Here is a 17,592-nt window from a genome sequence, read left to right on the forward strand (position 1 = left end):
GGTGGGGTCAGTTCCTTCCGGCGAGGGTGGCCGCGCCGTCCCGCTTGCGCGGCTGCCCCTGCAGCTGCTGCCGGATGATCTCCAGGCTGCGGGTGACGGCGCCGACCTCGTCGTGGTGGCGCGGGTAGAGCACGGTGCGGCGGTCCCCGCCGGCCAGCGCCTCGGCCTGCCCGGCGAGCGCGCGCAGCGGGCGGACGACGACGATGTGCAGCCAGCCCAGGCAGGCCACGGCCGCGGTGTAGCCGAGCAGGCCGGCCAGCACGGTGCGGTTCTGCAGGCGGTAGGCGGGGATCTCCAGGTTCGAGGCGGGCTGCCAGCTGACGACGGTCCACTGCAGGTCCTCGGCGGCGCCGCCGCCGGCGAACGGCGCGGCGGCCGCGATCCGGACGCCGGAGCCGTCGCGGTACAGCACGCCGCTGGGACGCGCGCCCCGCGCGGCCTTCTGGTGGCCGGCGGCGACCAGCTCCGTCAGCCGGTCGTCCGGCAGCTCCTGGAAGGCCCGGTAGCCGGTGTTGCCGCCGATGACGCGGCCCTCGCGGTCCACGACGCGGACGACGCCCAGCCCAGGGCGCTTCAGCAGCGCGTTGAGGAAGTCGATGCGGAACTCGCCGACCACGGCGGCGCCCGCGCGGCCCGGCACCTCGGCGGTGCCCAGCACCACCGGCTCCTTGCCGGTGTGGTTCAGCAGCCGGACGGACGCGCCCGTGGGCGCCCTGCCCGCCGGGCTCCGCGGCTCGTCGCCGTCGCGCGCCAGGACCTTGCCGTTGCCGTCGAGGACGTACAGCGACCGGTAGCGGGCGTGTTCGGTGCGGGTCTCGCGGAGGACCTTGGCCATCTGCGCGGGCTCGGTGCGGTCGCCGATGAGCGCGGCGAGCGAGACCAGGTCGGCCTGGCCCTCGTTGAGGGCGCGGCGCACCCGGTCGGTGAGCGTGTCGGTGCGCTCGCGCTGGTCGTTGACGAGCTGCTGGGGTACGACGACGGAGTCGCCGGCCCGGTTGACGAGCAGCAGCAGCGGGGCGCACCACACGAAGAGCAGGACGGCGCTGACGGCGATCAGCGCGCGGGTGCCGAACCGGGAGCCGCGGCGGCCCGCCGGTGCGGCCGGGCCCGCGCTCTCGCCGAGGAGCTGGCGGCGCAGCCGTTCCAGTGCCGTGCCGATCCGGGCGGCCTCGCCGTAGCGGGGCACGGTCACCGGGCGGGTGAGGTCGCCGCGGGTGAGGCGGCGGCTCTCCAGGAAGAGGCGGATGAGCGGGCGCTGCACGGTGCCCAGCAGCAGCGCGACGCTCAGGCCGCCGATGACCAACAGCGCGCCCGCCGCGATCAGGCCCATCAGCGGGCTGCTGGCGGCCGTCGGGTCCTCGGCGACGCCGACCACGGCGACCACGGTCAGGCCGAGGCCGGTGGCGACGGAGGGCTCGGCGGGGTCGGCGGCCGGGAGCGCGGCGTACCCGGCGACCGACCGGGTGCCGGAGTACCGCTCGCCGACCAGCGAGCCGCTGGCGCCGCGGAAGTCGCCGGAGCCGGGCTCCTCTGCACCCAGCGGGTGCTGCGCGGTCCGCCGGGCCGCGTCGGCCGCGAAGGACCGCAGCTGCTTGCGTGACCGGGCGACGTCCGCGCGCTCGGCGTCGCCGGAGACCTGCTCGGGCTCGGGGATGCCGTCGCTGCTGAGCACCTCGCCCCGCTGGTCGACGACGGCGATGGAGCGGAAGTCGCCGAGGCTGATGCCGGGGAACTTCAGGTTGCTGGTGGAGACGAGGAGTTGCTGCGGCCGGCCCTTCCAGGTGAGCGTGGCCAGGGTGAGCAGCCGGGTCTCACCGTTCGGCAGCCGGATCATGCGGGGCGCGAGGCCGCCCTCCTCGGAGAGCCGGGAGCGGTCGATGGCGGTCAGCGGCACGTTCTCGCCGCGGGCCGCGAGCAGCTTGCCGGACTTGATCTCGATGACGGCCGTGCCGCGCCACTTCTGGTAGACGTTGCCCAGCTTGTCCAGGACGGCGTCGGCCGGGACCGGGTCGGAGGCGCTGAAGAGGCCCGCGACCCGGGTGAGGTCGGTGACGCCCTCGTCGATCGAGGCGCGCATCGCGAGGGCGCCGTCCTCGGCGAAGTGCTGCTGCGAGGTCAGCACCGCCTTGGCGACGGGGTCCTGGCCCATCCGGCCGAGGGTGAGCGCGGTGATGCCGGTCAAGGTGAGGATGAGGGCCGACAGCACGGCGATGGGCGGCCGGATGCCGCCCAGCAGGGACATGTCGGCCCGTCGGCGGACCTTGTGCCGCCGCTTCGCAGCCGAAGCGGCCAACGGGTGCTCCCTTCCTGGAGCTCAGCCGGAGCGCGCTCCAGGGCTGCGTACGGGCTGACGTGCGGGTGGACGGTGGCTCCCGGCGCGGGAGCGGTACGGGCACGCTCCTGCGGTGGAACCGCATGGAAGACCCGTACGGCGACCGAAGGGTTGTACGGATTTCGTAAGAACAAGCTGTGACGTGGACTACGTCCCGCGCCGGGCGGGGCGGCGCGCGGTGCGGCTCAGCCGGCCGGCAGCGGCTCCAGCGGCCGCAGTCCGTCGGCGGCGGCACCGCGGTTGAGCAGCGTGCCCCGCGTGCGCTCGAAGGCGAGGCGGTAGCGGGCCGCGCGGTCCTCGCTCAGCCCGTCGGGGTCGCGGAGCGCGGCGGCGACGTCGACCAGCCGGTGGGCGGTGACAGCCCCCGCGGGCAGCCGGCCGCTCTCGTCGGGGTCCGGCGGCAGGTCGACGAGGGTGGGGACGTACTTGGGGCTGACGTCCCAGCCGCCGTCCTGCCGCTCGGCGAACTCGAACCAGCCGATCACGCCCTCCTCGGTCAGGCCCGAGGGCTTCTCGTGCCGGGCGAGCTGGTTGCCGAGCCCGTACGCGATCCAGGTGCCGTCGACCTTCTCCATCGGCTGCACGACGTGCGCGTGGTGGCCGATGACCAGGTCGATGCCGGTCTCCCGGGCGATCCTGCGCCCCAGTCCGAGCTGGTCGGCGCTGGGCTCGGGGTGGTGCTCGCTGCCCCAGTGGATGCTGAGGACGACGGCGTCGGCGCCGGCCTTGCGCGCGGCGTGCTCGGCGGCCTTGATCTTCCCGAGGTCGGTCGTGTTGGCCAGCCACGGCTTGTCGGCGGGCACACCGGTGCCGTTGAAACCGAAGGTGTAGGAGAGCTGGGCGACCTTGAGGCCCTTGACGTCGGTGATCAGCGGGGTGGCGGCCTCGCGGGCGCTGCGTGCCGAGCCGGTGTGCTTCAGCCCCGCCGCGTCCAGCACGTCCAGCGTCCGCTGCACCCCGGAAGCGCCGTGGTCGAGGGTGTGGTTGGAGGCCGTGGAGCAGGTGTCGTACCCGGTCTTCTTGAGCGTCGTGGCGATCTGCGGGGGCACGACGAAGTCGGGGAAGCCGCGGAACGGGCCGCGGGGCTCGCCCGCCACCGTCTCGAAGTGGCAGACGGCCAGGTCGGCCTTGCTGATCACGGGCTTCACGCCGGCCATGATCCGGTCGAAGTCCAGGCCCTGCGCGCCGCCGCCGGTGGCCGCCGCGTCCTTGCGCGCCTGCTCGGTCAGCTCCGGGTGGATCAGGATGTCACCGGCCGCCGCGAGGGTGAAGCGGCGGCCGTCCGGCTTCACCGCGGCTTCCGTCTCCGCGCCGGCGCAGCCGGTGAGGCCGGTCAGGGCGAGGAGGGCGGCGGTGGCGGCCAGAAGTCTCCGGGAGGCACGGGGACTCCGGTAAGGGCGATTCGTCACTCAGTCAACTTTATACAACTTTGACCGTCGTTCGGACGAACAGGATAACGATTGCGCGAACGGGCGGCCGGCTCGCGGCCGTTGCGGCGCCGGCCGTGACCGGCGCCGCAACGGCCGCGCGTCACTCCTTCGGGCCGGCCGCCGTGAGGGCGTCCAGGGTCTCCCTGATCCAGGTCTCGGCGGCCTCCTTGGTGACGCCGAGGCCGGTCAGGAGCCCGTCGCCGTCCTCCTGCTCCAGCAGGGCGAGCAGCACGTGTTCGGTGCCGACGTAGTTGTGGCCCAGCCGCAGGGCCTCGCGGAAGGTCAGCTCCAGGGCCTTCTTGGCGGCCGCGGTGAAGGGGATGAGGGCGGGCGTCCCGTCCTCGGCGGCCGGCGGCTGCGCTGCCGCTACCGCCTCGCGCACGGCCTCGGCCGAGACACCCTGGGCGGCCAGGGCGCGCGCCGCGAGCCCCTCCGGCTCGGCGAGGAGGCCGAGGATCAGGTGCCCGGTGCCGATCTCGGCCTGGCCGCCCGCCTTGGCCTCGTTCTGCGCGGTGACGACGACGTTGCGGGCGCGCGGCGTGAAGCGGCCGAAGCCCTCGTTCGGGTCGAGGTCGGGGGTCGCGGGGCCCTTGGGGACGAAGCGCTTCTGGGCCGCCTGCTTGGTGACGCCCATGCTCTTGCCGATCTCCGTCCAGGAGGCGCCCGAGCGCCGCGCCTGGTCCACGAAGTGGCCGATCAGGTGGTCGGCCACGTCCCCGAGGTGGTCGGCCGCGAGGACCGCGTCGGTCAGCTGGTCGAGCGCGTCGGTGTGGACCTTCTTGATGGCCTCGATCAGGTCGTCGAGGCGTACCGGATGCGTGCTACGTACGGGTTCCACGGAATCTGCCATGCGTCAACCATAGGTTGACGACCTCGGGCCGTCAACCCTGGGTTGTCGATTCTGCCGTAACGGGAGCCCGCGGCGCCGCATCGGTGCCACGATGAACGCATGACAGCGACAACCACCCTCATCGTCGACGGCGCCAACGTCGTCGGCTCGGTGCCCGACGGCTGGTGGCACGACCGGCGGGGCGCGGCCGAGCGGCTGCGCGACGGTCTCGTGGCGTACGGCGAGACCGGCATCCCAGGCGTCGCCGACCCGCCCGTCGAGCTGGTCCTCGTCGTGGAGGGCGCGGCACGCGGCGTGCGCAGCGTCGACGGGGTACGGGTGGAGTCGGCCGGCGGCAGCGGCGACGACCGGATCGTGGAGCTGGTCGCGGAGCGGCCCGACGGGCGGCCCTGCGTGGTCGTGACCGCCGACCGCGGCCTGCGCGCCCGCGTCGAGGCGCTGGGCGCCCGCGTGGCGGGCCCGCGCTCGGTGCGCCCGGCCGGCCCCGGCGGCCGGGCGCACGGCAGGTGAGGGGCGGTCAGCCGCGGCGGCCCAGCCGGCTGTGCGACCGCCCGTACACGAAGTAGAAGACCAGCCCGATCGCCATCCAGACGGCGAACCGCAGCCAGGTCTCCGCGGTCAGGTTGACCATCAGCCACAGGGACGCCAGCACCGACAGGACGGGCACCAGCGGCACCAGCGGGGTACGGAAGGTACGCGGCAGGTCGGGCCGGGTACGGCGCAGGATGATCACGCCGAGCGCGACCACGACGAACGCGAACAGGGTCCCGATGTTGACCAGTTCGGCGAGTACGTCGATGGAGGTGAACCCCGCCACCACCGCGACCACCACGCCCAGCGCGATGGTGGACCGGTAGGGCGTGCCGAAGCGCGGGTGGACCGTGGAGAAGACCCGCGGCAGCAGGCCGTCGCGGCTCATCGCGAAGAAGACCCGGCTCTGGCCGAGCAGCAGGATCATGCAGACCGAGGTGAGGCCGACCGCGGCGCCGAAGCTGATCAGGCCCGCCCAGAAGGGGTGCCCGACGGCCTTGAAGGCGTCGGCGAGCGGTGCGTCCGTGGACAGCTTGCTGTACTTCTGCATGCCGGTCACGACGATGGACACGGCGACGTAGAGCACCGTGCAGATGAGCAGCGAGCCGAGGATTCCGCGCGGCACGTCGCGCTGCGGGTTGCGGGCCTCCTCGGCGGCGGTGGCGACGATGTCGAAGCCGATGAAGGCGAAGAACACCACGGCGGCGGCCGCGAAGATGCCCATCACGCCGAAGTTCGCCGGGGTGAAGCCGAACATCACCTGGGCCAGCGGCGCCTGCAGACCGCCGCCGCCCGAGCTGGGCACGGACTCCGGTACGAACGGGTGGTAGTTGGCGCCGTTGATGAAGAAGGCGCCGACGATGATGACGAGCAGGACGACGGTGACCTTGATGCCGACGACCACCGCGGTGACCCGCGAGGACAGCTTCATGCCGGCGACGAGGATGGCGGTCAGCACGAGGACGAGGATGCAGGCGAGCAGGTCGAACCCGAAGTGCCCCTCGTGGGTGCCGGAGAGCTGCTGCGGCAGGTGGAAGCCCGCCGAGTCCAGCAGCGAGCGGATGTAGCCGGACCAGCCGACGGCCACCACGGCGCAGGCCAGCGCCAGCTCCAGGACCAGGTCCCAGCCGATGATCCAGGCGGGGAACTCGCCGAGCGAGGCGTAGGAGAAGGTGTACGCGGAGCCGGCGACCGGGACGGTGGAGGCGAACTCGGCGTAGCAGAGCGCGGCCAGCGCGCAGACCACGCCGGCGACGACGAACGAGACGGCGACCGCCGGGCCGGCCGACTCCTTGGCGATCTTTCCGGTGAGGACGAAGATGCCGGTACCGATGATCACACCGACACCGAAGACCGTGAGGTCCAGCGCGGACAGCGACTTCCTGAGCGCGTGCTCCGGCTCTTCGGTGTCGCGGATCGACTCCTCGACCGTCTTGGTCCGGAGGAGGCCGCGGCGGCGCCCCTCCGGCTCTGGCAACGAACTGCTCATGTGCGGACCTCCGCCTGGACGACCGTCTGGGAATCCCCGACTGACCGAGTTTCGGCAATGGCCGGGAACAGTCAGTGACGGCTTGCCCGCAGGATCCGGAGATCACTCGATATGCGGAGGGGCCGGTGCTCACCCGGAGGAGTGAGCACCGGCCCCTTGACCGCTGCGATCAGTCCTGAATGACCTGGGCCGGCTCGGCGGAACGGCCGTCGGCGGCCTCGTCGTAACGCCCGTCGATCTTCGCGACCAGGCCGGTGACCTGACGCGCGATGTCCGGCGCGGTAAGGCCGATCTCGGCCATGATCTCCTTGCGCGAGGCGTGGTCGAGGAAGCGCTCGGGGATGCCGAAGTCGCGCAGCGGCACGTCCACGCCCGCGTCCCGCAGCGCCTGCGCGACCGCGGAGCCGACGCCGCCGGTGCGGATGCCGTCCTCGACGGTGACCACGACGCGGTGCTTCGCCGCCAGGCCCGGCAGCGCCGCGTCGACCGGCTTCACCCAGCGCGGGTCGACCACGGTCGTGGAGATGCCCTGCTTGTCGAGCAGGTCGGCGATCTCCAGGCACATCGGGGCGAGCGCGCCGACGGAGACCAGCAGCACGTCGGGCTTCTTGACGTCCTCGGCCGGCGCGCGCAGCACGTCCATGCCGCCGATCCGGTCCACGGCCTCGACGGCCGGGCCGACCGCGCCCTTGGAGTAGCGCACCACGGTCGGCGCGTCGTCGACCTCGACGGCCTCGCGCAGCTGGGCGCGCACCTGGTCGGCGTCGCGCGGCGCGGCGATCCGCAGGCCCGGTACGACCTGGAGGATCGACATGTCCCACATGCCGTTGTGCGAGGCGCCGTCGGTGCCGGTGACACCGGAGCGGTCCAGGACGAAGGTGACGCCGCACTTGTGCAGCGCCACGTCCATCAGGACCTGGTCGAAGGCGCGGTTCAGGAACGTGGCGTACAGCGCGAAGACCGGGTGCAGGCCGCCGGTGGCCAGGCCGGCGGCGGAGACCGCGCCGTGCTGCTCGGCGATGCCCACGTCGTAGATGCGCTCGGGGAACTCCTTGGCGAACGCCTTGAGGCCCACCGGCTGCAGCATCGCCGCGGTGATCGCGACGATGTCCTCGCGCTCCCGGCCGAGCTTGACCATCTCCTCGCCGAAGACCGAGGTCCAGTCGGCGCCGGAGGCGGCCACCGGGAGGCCGGTGTCGGGGTGGATCACGCCGATGCCGTGGAAGCGGTCGGCCTCGTCCTGCTCGGCGGGCTCGTAGCCGCGGCCCTTCTCGGTGAGGCAGTGCACGATGACCGGGCCGCCGAAGCGCTTGGCGCGCTGCAGCGCGGACTCCAGGGCCTCGATGTCGTGGCCGTCGATCGGGCCGACGTACTTCAGGCCCAGGTCCTCGAACATGCCCTGCGGGGCGATGAAGTCCTTCAGGCCCTTCTTCGCGCCGTGCAGCGTCTCGTAGAGCGGCTTGCCGACGACCGGCGTGCGCTCCAGCAGGTCCTTGCCGCGGGCGAGGAACCGCTCGTAGCCGTCGGTCGTGCGCAGCGTGGCGAGGTGGTTGGCGAGGCCGCCGATGGTCGGCGCGTACGAGCGCTCGTTGTCGTTGACGACGATGACCAGCGGGCGGTCCTTGGCGACCGCGATGTTGTTCAGCGCCTCCCAGGCCATGCCGCCCGTGAGCGCGCCGTCACCGATCACCGCGACGACGTGGTCGTCCGTGCCGCGCACCTGGTTGGCCTTGGCGAGGCCGTCGGCCCAGCCGAGCACCGTGGAGGCGTGGCTGTTCTCGATGACGTCGTGCTCGGACTCGGCACGCGAGGGGTAGCCGGACAGGCCGCCCTTGGCCCGCAGCTTCGAGAAGTCCTGGCGGCCGGTGAGCAGCTTGTGGACGTAGGACTGGTGGCCGGTGTCGAAGAGGACCTTGTCCTTGGGCGACTCGAAGACGCGGTGCAGCGCGATGGTCAGCTCGACCACGCCGAGGTTCGGGCCGAGGTGCCCGCCGGTCTTGGAGACGGCGTCGACCAGGAACGTACGGATTTCTCCCGCCAGCTGCTCCAGCTGCTCCGGGCCGAGCCGGTCCAGATCGCGCGGTCCCGTGATGCGGGTCAGCAGGGCCACCCGTGCCTCCTTGCGTTCGAGCGTTGTTCGAACCTGGTCGCCGGTTCGAGCTTGATCGAGCTTGCCGATCAGTCGAGTCTAATGTTCCGCCCGGAGCCGCCGCGCCCGGGCCGTGCGATCTATCTCACCCGTACGGCCCCACCTGGCACGTCGTGCCTGGCAGGGCCGTACGGGTCGGACGGAGATGACCGGGACGGGCGTTTCGGCCGCCCGCGCGTGTCCGGATTTCGTGGCAGAGCTGTTACGTGCGGGCGCGGCCGTCAGGTGCGGCCGGCCGTCTTCTGGGTCCGCCGCGAGACCGAGTCGATCACGACGGCGGCCAGCAGCACCGCACCGGTGATCATGAACTGGATCTCGCTGGCCATGCCCAGCAGGTTCAGACCCTGCTGGATGGACTGGATGACCAGCATGCCCAGCAGCGCCGACCAGATCTTGCCGCGGCCGCCGAAGAGGCTGGTGCCGCCGATGACCGCGGCGGCGATCACGTTCATCAGCGTGTTGCCCGCGCCGAGGTTCTTCGTCGCGCCGCCGGAGAGGCTGGCGATGAAGAGCCCGCCGAACGCGGCGAGCATCCCGGAGATCGCGAAGACCGTGATCCGGACCTTGTCGACGTTGATGCCGGCCCGGCGGGCCGCCTCCGCGTTGCCGCCGACCGCGAAGATCTGCCGGCCGTAGCTGGTCCTGCGGACCACGAAGTCGGCGATGACCAGGACCGCGAGGAAGAGCACCAGCGCCAGCGGCAGGCCCCGCGCGCCGGCCGGCTCGTTCAGCACGTACGCGACGGCGAAGGCGATCACCGCGACCACGGCGGTGCGCAGCCCCACCTCGCTCAGCGGCCGCGAGGGCAGCCCGGCGGCCTTGCGCCGCTTGCTGTCCAGCAGCAGCGAGCCCGCGTACGCCAGCACCGCGACCAGGGCCAGGCCGTACGCCGCCGCCTTGTCCTCGAAGTAGTAACCGGTGAGGTACGAGACCACGCTGTCGTCCGGCGTGTTGATGGAGCCTTCCTTGCCCATCATCCAGATCTGCAGGCCGCTCCAGCCGAGGAAGCCCGCGAGGGTGACCACGAAGGCCGGCACGCCGATCTTGGCGAAGAAGAAGCCGTGCAGCGCGCCGATGAGCAGGCCGCAGGCGATGGCGATCAGCACGGACAGCCAGTCGTTCAGGCCGTTGGTGACGCTGAGCACCGCCCAGACCGCGGCGCCCACACCGGCCACCGAGCCGACCGAGAGGTCGATCTCGCCCAGCAGCAGGACGAAGACGATGCCGACGGCCATGATGCCGAGGCCGGAGGTGTAGACGCCGATGTTCGCGAGGGAGCCGGCCGACAGGAAGCTGCTGGTCTGCAGCTGGAAGACGACCGCGATGACGATGAGGCCGAGGACGACCGGGATCGAGCCCAGCTCGCCGCCGCGCATCCGCCGGGTGAAGTCGGTCCAGTACCCCTTGAAGCCCTGCTCGCGGACGAGCAGCCGCGGGTCGACGGCGGCGGCCGGGACGGCGCTCTCCTCCGCCGGGGCGCCCGCCGCGCTCCCGCTCTTGGTGAGGTCGCTGCTCATGACGCGCCCTGCTCCTTCTTCACCTGGTCCGTACGCGCCTTGCGGCGGGTGACGGCGTTGTCCGAGGCGCCGGTGATGGCGGCGATGATCTCTTCGTGGGAGGTGTCCGCCACGGAGAAGACACCGTTGTTGCGGCCGAGGCGCAGCACCGCGACCCGGTCCGCCACGGCCTGCACGTCGGCCATGTTGTGGCTGATCAGGATGACGCCGTGGCCACGCTCGCGGAGCCGCTCGACGAGGTCGAGGACCTGGGCGGTCTGCTCGACGCCGAGGGCCGCCGTGGGCTCGTCGAGGATGACGACCTTGGGGTCGCCGATCAGCGCGCGGGCGATGGCGACGACCTGGCGCTGACCGCCGGAGAGCGCCGCCACGGGGATGCGGACGCTGGGGATGCGGATGGACAGGGTGTCCAGCAGCTCCTTGGCGCGCTTCTCCATGGCGATCTCGTCGAGCACGGAGGCGCGGCGCAGCTCGCTGCCGAGGAAGAGGTTGGCGACGACGTCGAGGTTGTCGCAGAGCGCGAGGTCCTGGTAGACGGTGGCGACACCGAGCTCCTGGGCGTCGTGCGGCCGGCTGATGCGGACCGGACGCCCCTCCCACTCGATGGTGCCCTCGTCGATGGGGTGGACCCCGGCGATGGTCTTGACGAGGGTCGACTTGCCGGCGCCGTTGTCGCCGACCAGGGCGACCACCTCACCGGCTTCGATCTCCAGCGTGACGTCCGTGAGCGCCTGGACGGCGCCGAACCGCTTGGAGACCGAGCGCAACGCCAGCACGGGCGCAGCGGACACGTGAATCATCTCCTTCGCCGCCTGTCGGGCGGGAATGGTGCGTACGAGGCTGCCCGGCGGTCCGCGCCTCCACGGGCGCGGGCCGGGGCCGGGGCGGCGCGCACCGTCCGTGCGCGGGCCGCCCGAGGGGCTACTTGATGCCGGCTTCCTCGCAGGCCTTCTTGTAGTCCGCGGTGCAGAGCTGGCTCGCCTTGTAGACCTTGTCCTTGATGATCGTGTCCTTGATGTCGTCCTTGGTCACGATCTGCGCGTCGTACAGCTTCGCCGGGATGCCCTTGACCTCGCCGCTGAGGCTGTCGACCTTGTCCGGGGTGACGGAGCCGAGCTTCTCGCCCTTCAGGAGCTTGACCGCGACCTCGGCGGTGGTCTCCGCCTGCGGCTTGATCTGCTTGTAGATGGTGAAGGCCTGCTCGCCCTTCAGGATCCGCTGCAGACCGGCCAGCTCGGCGTCCTGGCCGCCGACCGGGACGTCGATGTTCCGCTGCTTCAGGGCGGTGAGGATGCCGCCCGCCATGCCGTCGTTGGCGGAGTAGACGCCCTGGAAGCCGTCCTTGCCGAGCGCGTCGATCGCCGAGTTCATCTTCTTGTTGGCCTCGTCCGGCGACCAGTCCGGGATGTCCTGCTCGTAAGCGATCTTCTTGACCTGCTTGTCGAGGACGGAGTGCGCGCCCTTCTTGAAGAACGGGGCGTTCGGGTCGGTCGGCGAGCCGTTGATCATGACAACGTTGGCATCCTTGGCGTCGCTGCCCAGGGCCTTGACCAGGCCCTCGCCCTGGAGGCGGCCGATCTTCTCGTTGTCGTAGGAGACATAGGCCGAGATCTTGCCCTCGGCGAGGCGGTCGTAAGCGACGACCTTGACGCCCTTCTTGGCCGCCTGGTTCACCCAGGACTTGGTGGCCTTGAAGTCGACCGAGTCCAGGATGATCACCTTGACGCCCTGCGTGATCAGCGCGTCGAACTGCTTCTTCTGGGTCTCGGTCTCCTGCGCGGCGTTGTTGTACTTCACCACGCAGTCGGAGCAGAGCTCCTTGATCTTGTTCTCGATGTACGGGCGGTCGAAGGTCTCGTAGCGCGTGGTCTTGTTCTCCGGCAGCAACAGGCCGATGGTCTTGTTGTCACCACCGCTGTCGCCGCCGCTGCCGGCCTTGCCGCAGGCGGCCACGGTCACGGCCATGGAGACCGCGGTGGTGGCTATGACGACGCGACGCACAAATGCGTTCATGGGGATGGCCCTCCCTGACATGGCCGCGTCCTTGCGGCCGAGGTGCTTGGAGTCAACTCGGCCGCTCGCAGGGCGTCAAGGAGTAAATCCTTAACGAGATGACAACGGTGCCATCCGTTAGCTGTCTGAACTCAGAGTGCGCCCCGGCGGTGCCCGGGCGCCCTTTTCCCTTCAGACAATGGCGCGCTTCAGGCAAGGGCGGGAGCGTCCGGGCTGAGCGACCCGTCCAGCAGCGTGGAGTCCCCCATCTCGCTGAGCACCAGCGCCAGCGCGCCGAGCACCTCCGCCCGGCCGCCCAGCGTGCCCGGTACGACGCTCAGCTGCCGCGCCGCACTGGGAATGGCGTACCGCGACACCGACTCCCGTATCGGCGCCAGCACCAGCTCACCGGCCTCGGCCAGGTCGCCGCCGAGCACCACCCGGCTGGGGTTCAGCAGGTTGCACAGGTTCGCCACGCCGCTGCCGATGTGCCGGCCGACGTCCGCGATGACCCGGCGGCAGCCCGGGTCGCCGTCCCGGGCCAGCTGGACCACGCCCGGCATGGTCAGATCCGGGCCGTGGGCCGGCTCCAGCAGCGGCAGCACGTACCGGGCCGAGGCGAAGGTCTCCAGGCAGCCGCGGTTGCCGCAGCGGCACACCGGCCCCGACTCGTCCAGCGTGATGTGCCCGATCTCGCCCGCCGTGCCGCCCGGACCGCGGTAGATCTGCCCGCTGATCACCAGCCCGGCGCCGACGCCGCTGGCCACCTTGATGTACGCGAGGTCGGCGGCGCCGCGGCCCGCGCCCCACACCAGCTCGCCGAGCGCGCCGAGGTTGGCGTCGTTGTCGACGTGCACCGGCACGCCCAGCCGGGCCGACAGCTCCTCGCCCGGGTTCGTGCCCGTCCAGCCCGGCAGGATCGCGGTCGAGCCGAGCGTCCCGGAGACCACGTCGATCGGGCCCGGCACGCCCAGGCCCACCCCGACGACCTTGGACCGGTCGATGCCGGTCGTCTCCACCAGCCGGCTGACCAGCTGCTCGGCCCGGTCGAAGCCCTCGGCCGCGGAGGCGTCCACGTCGATGGGCTCGGACTCCTCGGCGAGCACCTGGTGCGCGAGGTTGCCGACCGCGACCCGCAGGTGGCTGTGGCCGAAGTCGACGCCGACCACGACGCCCGCGTCGCCGGAGAGGGAGACGCTGCGGGCTCTGCGGCCACCCGCCGAGGTGGGCGTGACCTGGACGGTCCCGCCGTCCTTCAGCTCCCGCACGATGTTGGAGACGGTGGCCGCCGACAGCCCTGTGGTCCGGGCGATCTCCGCCTGGGTGAGCGATCCCGCCATCCGTACGGCACGCACGACCCGCTCCAGATTGGCCCGGTGCAGCGAGGACTGCGACCCCGGAGTCTCCATCGACTCATCCACTCCCGCCTGCCGCGGGCGGCACGACGACCGCCCGCCGGCCGGGCCGCGTCAACGGGGCCCGGCTTGTCTCCAACATGTGAATCTAAGCTGAGCTGCCCGGGTCCGCTCCCGTCAAGTCCTCGACCGCAGGAGGGCGCATATCCACGCTCGACGGCCGACGCGCCGCGTGGACACGCCCGCGGGCCTCCCGCCGCGGGCCGGCGGCGGAAGGCCCCTGGTGATCGGTACGGACGGCTGCGCCCCGCTACTTCACCGCCCCCGCGGTCAGGCCCGCGACCACCTGCCGCTGGAAGACGATGTACGCGGCGAGCACCGGCAGCATCGCGATGGTCAGGCCCGCGAACAGCCCCGACCAGTCGCCCTTGTACCCCTGGCTGACCGCCAGCGCGACCAGGCCCTGGGTCAGCACCTTCTTGTTGGGGTCGCCGACGTTGAGGACCGTGGGCAGCAGGTACTGGTTCCACTGGCCCAGGAAGTTGAAGATGCCGACGCTGATCAGGCCGGGCTTGGCCATCGGCAGCATCACCTGGAAGAAGGTCCTGGCGTGCGAGGCCCCGTCGATGAGCGCGGCCTCCGCCACCGAGGTCGGCAGCGTGCGGAAGAAGCCGCTCAGGAAGAAGACGGTGAACGGCAGCGAGTAGGCGATGTAGACCAGGATCAGGCCGTGGTAGGTGTCCAGCAGGGCCATGTTCTTCATGACGAAGAACAGCGGGACCAGCGCGAGGATCACCGGGAAGCCCATGCCGCCCACGAACAGGAAGTAGATGAAGCGGTTCCCGCGGAACTCGAAGCGGGCCAGGACGTACGCGGCCATCGACCCGAGCAGCATCGTGCCGACCAGCGAACCGCCCACCACGATGAGGGAGTTCGCGAAGTACTGGGCCATGTTGGCCTTTTCCCAGGCCCGCGCCCAGTTCTCGAAGTGCAGCGCGGACGGCAGGCCCCAGGGCGAACCGAAGATCTCCGTGTCGTCCTTGAAGGAGCTGACCACCGCCCACAGCAGCGGCATGGTGACGAGGATGCCCCAGATCACCAGCACGCCGTGCGAGAAGACGTTCAGCACGCCGCCCTCGCCGCCGTTGCGCCGCCGCGGGCCCCTGCCCGCGGGGGCGTGCGGCTCCGGCGCGGCCGCGCCGCCCGCTCCCGCACCGCCGGCCGGCACGACGCCCTGCGCGGCGTCCTTCCTGACGCCCTGGAGCTCGGGGGGATCGGTCTGTGCGGTCATCAGAACTCCAGTCGCTCTCGACGGCCCAGCCGCATGACGACGGCCGCGAAGATCAGGGTGACGATGAGCAGCGAGACGCCGATCGCGGTGGCGTAGCCGGCCTGACCGTCACGGAAGGTCTTCTGGTAGACGTACAGCGGCAGTACTTCCGTCGAGTAGTCCGGGCCGCCCGGGCCGACGCTCATGATCTGCACGAACGCGAAGGCCGACACGTCCAGGGCCAGGATTCCCATGTAGATCCAGCCGGTCTGCACGGTGTCCCAGAGCAGCGGCAGGGTGATGCGGAAGAACGTGTTGAAGCGGTTCGCGCCGTCCAGCAGCGCGGCCTCGTAGAAGTCCTTGGGGATGGAGCTCATCCCGGCGGAGAAGAGGACGACGTAGAAGCCGACGTTGGCCCACACCATCGCCGCCATGACGCACCACAGCGCGAGCTGCGGGTCGCCCAGCCAGTTCGGCTGCACGGCGTCCAGGCCGACGGCGGAGAAGAAGGAGTTGAGCGCGCCGCTCTCCGGGTTGTACGCGAACTGGAAGAGCAGGGCGACGATCGGGACCGACAGCACCTGCGGGAAGAAGTAGAGGATTTTGTACGCGCCCGAACCGCGCACCCCGCCGATGACCGCCTTCTTCTTGCGGCGGCCACCGACGTTGAGCATGAACGCGAAGAACAGTCCGAGCGAAAGGGTCACCACCGGCAGCAGCAGGAGCAGGGTCACGCTGTTGCCCACCGCTGACCAGAACACGCCGTCCTGGAAAAGCCGCGTGTAGTTGCCGAACCCGACCATCGAGAAATCGGGGCTCAGTCCCGTCCAGTCCGTGAAGGAGTAGTAAATCGCCTGCACGAACGGGGAGATGACGAAGACCGCGTAGATGGCCAGCGGAAGGACCAGGAACCCGGCGATGAAGCGGTATTTACCGTGCTGCATGACGTACGATTCCGTTCTTATCCTGCGGCGGCTGCCGCTGGTGACACAGCGAATTCGTCGGTCAGCGCTTGTACTTCTTGATGCTGGGGTCCTTCCGGGTCTCGTCCGCGTACTTCTGGATCTTGTTGATGGCCTCGGCGGGCGTCATCCGGCCGGCCATCATCTCGCCGATGCAGCCGACGCCGATCTTCTCCTTCTGCAGGGCCACGTACCAGTCCTGCAGACGGGGGTTGAGGACGTTCTTGCCGGCCTTCTCCAGGGCCTGCTGCGCGGACGCCAGACCCGGCGGGAGCGTCAGCCCCTCGGTGCCGCCGTTCAGCGAGGTGAGCGAGGAGACCTGCTTGGTGAAGTTCTTGGACGCCTTCTCGCCGAGCATGATGCGCAGCAGTTCCATGCCGCCCTCGGGGTTCTTCGCCTGCTTGGGGACGATGAACGGCTCGCCGCCGGACGCCCAGAGGGTGCCGAACGGCATCTTGTCCGAGGCGGAGAGGCTGGAGGGGGCGCCCACGGCCAGGTCGAAGTTGCCGGCCTTGTCGATCTGCTTGCCGGACTCGTTCTCCACCCAGGAGCCGTTGGGGATGAACAGCGCCTTGCCCTCGGCCCACGCCTTCTGCGACTGCAGGTGGTCCAGGCCCGGGCTGCCCTTGAGGATGTAGCCCTTCTTGTACAGCTCGTAGTACGCCTCGAAGGCGGCGCGGACCGCGGGGTCCTTCCAGGCACCCGGCTCCAGGTTGTCGATCCGGCGCAGCACCTCGGCGCCGCCGATCTTGGCGATGAAGGGGTAGAGGCTGAACGGCACGTAGTACGGGTACTTGCCGGGGTACGTCCAGCCCGCGACGCCCTTCTTCTTGGCCTTCGCGCAGAGCGCGAGCATCTCGTCCCAGGTCTCCGGGTACTCCGCGTCCAGCTTCTTCAGGTTCGTCTTGGAGTACCAGACGCCGTAGACGGTGTAGGCGTAGTACAGGGTCAGGATCTGCGAGCCGCCGAACTGGCCCATCTCCACGACGCCGGGACGCAGCGTGTCGCGGACCTTCTTCGACGGGTCGTCGACCGAGGGCGCGTCCAGCAGGGGCGTCAGGTCCGTCAGCTGGTCCTTGCTGACCAGGGTGGAGAAGTCCATCTGCTCCGCACCGGAGTTGTCCACCAGGTCGGGCGGGTTGCCGCCGTTGAAGCGGGGCTGCAGGGTGGACTGGATCTTCTGCGTGGACGCGTGCTTGATCTTGCCCTTGGTCTTGGGGTACGCGGCGACGAACATCGCCTCGGCGTCCCTGGCGTATTTCTCGCCGAAGCCGCCGTCGAAGATGACCACGTCCAAAGGCGCGCTCTCATTCACGGCGAGCGGGTTCTTCGCGGACTTGGTGCCCTTGTTCACCTTGTCGCCGCCGCCGCTGTCGCCGCCGCTCGCGCACGAGGCGAGCATGCTCATCGTCGGAACGGCGAACACTCCGAGCGCCACGGACCGCTTGATCAGATCGCGACGGCTGGTTTCTGAGGTGGATCCCATGCTCAAGTCCTCGCCTTCTCCAGGACTCAGGCGGTGTACCGGAGCCACCCCGGCACCGCGGGTCAGATGCAGCTGAGTTGTACGGGATGTGCACCGGGCGCGCTAGAGATACGCAGGGAAAACGTGGTGCTCCCCGCTGATGTCCCCCGGATCCGACGGCTTGAAGCGCACAGCCATTCGGACGCCGACAGGTATAGTCCACTTCACACGGACGGGGCAAGATCAAAAG

General features: G+C 70.7%; 13 protein-coding genes. 1 reads left to right on the forward strand and 12 read right to left on the reverse strand.

Features of this window, described 5'->3' with window-relative positions:
• Positions 1 to 7 precede the first annotated feature (7 nt).
• From C3486_RS19760 to C3486_RS19770, 3 genes are all read right to left on the reverse strand, one after another.
• Positions 8 to 2,242: a HAMP domain-containing protein gene (locus C3486_RS19760; RefSeq protein WP_103834094.1), complete on the reverse strand. Its 2,235-nt coding sequence runs from the start codon at positions 2,240 to 2,242 to the stop codon at positions 8 to 10.
• A 275-nt stretch (positions 2,243 to 2,517) separates the two neighbouring features.
• Positions 2,518 to 3,696, reverse strand: coding sequence for a CapA family protein (locus tag C3486_RS19765; protein WP_103834095.1), 1,179 nt, complete (start codon positions 3,694 to 3,696; stop codon positions 2,518 to 2,520).
• A gap of 166 nt (positions 3,697 to 3,862) precedes the next feature.
• Positions 3,863 to 4,612, reverse strand: a complete 750-nt coding sequence (locus tag C3486_RS19770; protein WP_103834065.1) for a Clp protease N-terminal domain-containing protein — start codon at positions 4,610 to 4,612, stop codon at positions 3,863 to 3,865.
• Positions 4,613 to 4,711: 99 nt separating this feature from the next.
• On the opposite strand from C3486_RS19770, the gene C3486_RS19775 reads away from it, so the two are divergent.
• The gene (locus tag C3486_RS19775; protein WP_103834066.1) at positions 4,712 to 5,122 is read left to right on the forward strand and encodes an NTP pyrophosphohydrolase; all 411 of its coding nucleotides are present in this window, start codon (positions 4,712 to 4,714) and stop codon (positions 5,120 to 5,122) included.
• 7 nt (positions 5,123 to 5,129) lie between these two features.
• Here the strand turns inward: C3486_RS19775 and C3486_RS19780 are convergent, their stop codons facing one another.
• From C3486_RS19780 to ngcE, 9 genes are all read right to left on the reverse strand, one after another.
• Positions 5,130 to 6,632, reverse strand: coding sequence for an amino acid permease (locus tag C3486_RS19780; protein WP_103834067.1), 1,503 nt, complete (start codon positions 6,630 to 6,632; stop codon positions 5,130 to 5,132).
• Between the two features lie 169 nt (positions 6,633 to 6,801).
• Complete coding sequence (gene dxs / locus C3486_RS19785; protein WP_103834068.1) at positions 6,802 to 8,742, reverse strand: 1-deoxy-D-xylulose-5-phosphate synthase; 1,941 nt, start codon at positions 8,740 to 8,742, stop codon at positions 6,802 to 6,804.
• Positions 8,743 to 9,002: 260 nt separating this feature from the next.
• Positions 9,003 to 10,298, reverse strand: a complete 1,296-nt coding sequence (locus C3486_RS19790; RefSeq protein WP_103834069.1) for a sugar ABC transporter permease — start codon at positions 10,296 to 10,298, stop codon at positions 9,003 to 9,005.
• The gene (locus tag C3486_RS19795) at positions 10,295 to 11,098 is read right to left on the reverse strand and encodes an ATP-binding cassette domain-containing protein (protein WP_103834070.1); all 804 of its coding nucleotides are present in this window, start codon (positions 11,096 to 11,098) and stop codon (positions 10,295 to 10,297) included. The genes C3486_RS19790 and C3486_RS19795 overlap by 4 nt, the downstream gene beginning before the upstream one ends.
• Before the next feature lie 121 nt (positions 11,099 to 11,219).
• Positions 11,220 to 12,311: a substrate-binding domain-containing protein gene (locus C3486_RS19800; RefSeq protein WP_181138609.1), complete on the reverse strand. Its 1,092-nt coding sequence runs from the start codon at positions 12,309 to 12,311 to the stop codon at positions 11,220 to 11,222.
• Positions 12,312 to 12,499: 188 nt separating this feature from the next.
• Positions 12,500 to 13,699, reverse strand: a complete 1,200-nt coding sequence (locus C3486_RS19805; protein WP_103834071.1) for an ROK family transcriptional regulator — start codon at positions 13,697 to 13,699, stop codon at positions 12,500 to 12,502.
• A gap of 256 nt (positions 13,700 to 13,955) precedes the next feature.
• The gene (locus C3486_RS19810; RefSeq protein WP_374936898.1) at positions 13,956 to 14,939 is read right to left on the reverse strand and encodes a carbohydrate ABC transporter permease; all 984 of its coding nucleotides are present in this window, start codon (positions 14,937 to 14,939) and stop codon (positions 13,956 to 13,958) included.
• Positions 14,936 to 15,859, reverse strand: a complete 924-nt coding sequence (locus C3486_RS19815) for a carbohydrate ABC transporter permease (protein WP_103834073.1) — start codon at positions 15,857 to 15,859, stop codon at positions 14,936 to 14,938. The genes C3486_RS19810 and C3486_RS19815 overlap by 4 nt, the downstream gene beginning before the upstream one ends.
• Positions 15,860 to 15,920: 61 nt before the next feature.
• On the reverse strand, positions 15,921 to 17,363 hold the full coding sequence (gene ngcE / locus C3486_RS19820; RefSeq protein WP_103834074.1) for an N-acetylglucosamine/diacetylchitobiose ABC transporter substrate-binding protein: 1,443 nt from the start codon (positions 17,361 to 17,363) through the stop codon (positions 15,921 to 15,923).
• Positions 17,364 to 17,592 lie beyond the last annotated feature (229 nt).

It is taken from the genome of Streptomyces sp. Ru73, from assembly GCF_002920575.1.
Lineage (GTDB): Bacteria > Actinomycetota > Actinomycetes > Streptomycetales > Streptomycetaceae > Streptomyces.

Excerpts from the sequence above, each read along its gene's own strand:
- C3486_RS19795 (WP_103834070.1), bottom strand. The coding sequence starts at position 11,098 with ATGATTCACGTGTCCGCTGCGCCCGTGCTGGCGTTGCGCTCGGTCTCC.
- C3486_RS19780 (WP_103834067.1), bottom strand. The coding sequence starts at position 6,632 with ATGAGCAGTTCGTTGCCAGAGCCGGAGGGGCGCCGCCGCGGCCTCCTC.
- C3486_RS19760 (WP_103834094.1), bottom strand. The coding sequence starts at position 2,242 with ATGTCCCTGCTGGGCGGCATCCGGCCGCCCATCGCCGTGCTGTCGGCC.
- C3486_RS19815 (WP_103834073.1), bottom strand. The coding sequence starts at position 15,859 with ATGCAGCACGGTAAATACCGCTTCATCGCCGGGTTCCTGGTCCTTCCG.
- C3486_RS19775 (WP_103834066.1), top strand. The coding sequence starts at position 4,712 with ATGACAGCGACAACCACCCTCATCGTCGACGGCGCCAACGTCGTCGGC.
- ngcE (WP_103834074.1), bottom strand. The coding sequence starts at position 17,363 with ATGGGATCCACCTCAGAAACCAGCCGTCGCGATCTGATCAAGCGGTCC.
- C3486_RS19790 (WP_103834069.1), bottom strand. The coding sequence starts at position 10,298 with ATGAGCAGCGACCTCACCAAGAGCGGGAGCGCGGCGGGCGCCCCGGCG.
- C3486_RS19770 (WP_103834065.1), bottom strand. The coding sequence starts at position 4,612 with ATGGCAGATTCCGTGGAACCCGTACGTAGCACGCATCCGGTACGCCTC.
- C3486_RS19805 (WP_103834071.1), bottom strand. The coding sequence starts at position 13,699 with ATGGAGACTCCGGGGTCGCAGTCCTCGCTGCACCGGGCCAATCTGGAG.
- C3486_RS19800 (WP_181138609.1), bottom strand. The coding sequence starts at position 12,311 with ATGAACGCATTTGTGCGTCGCGTCGTCATAGCCACCACCGCGGTCTCC.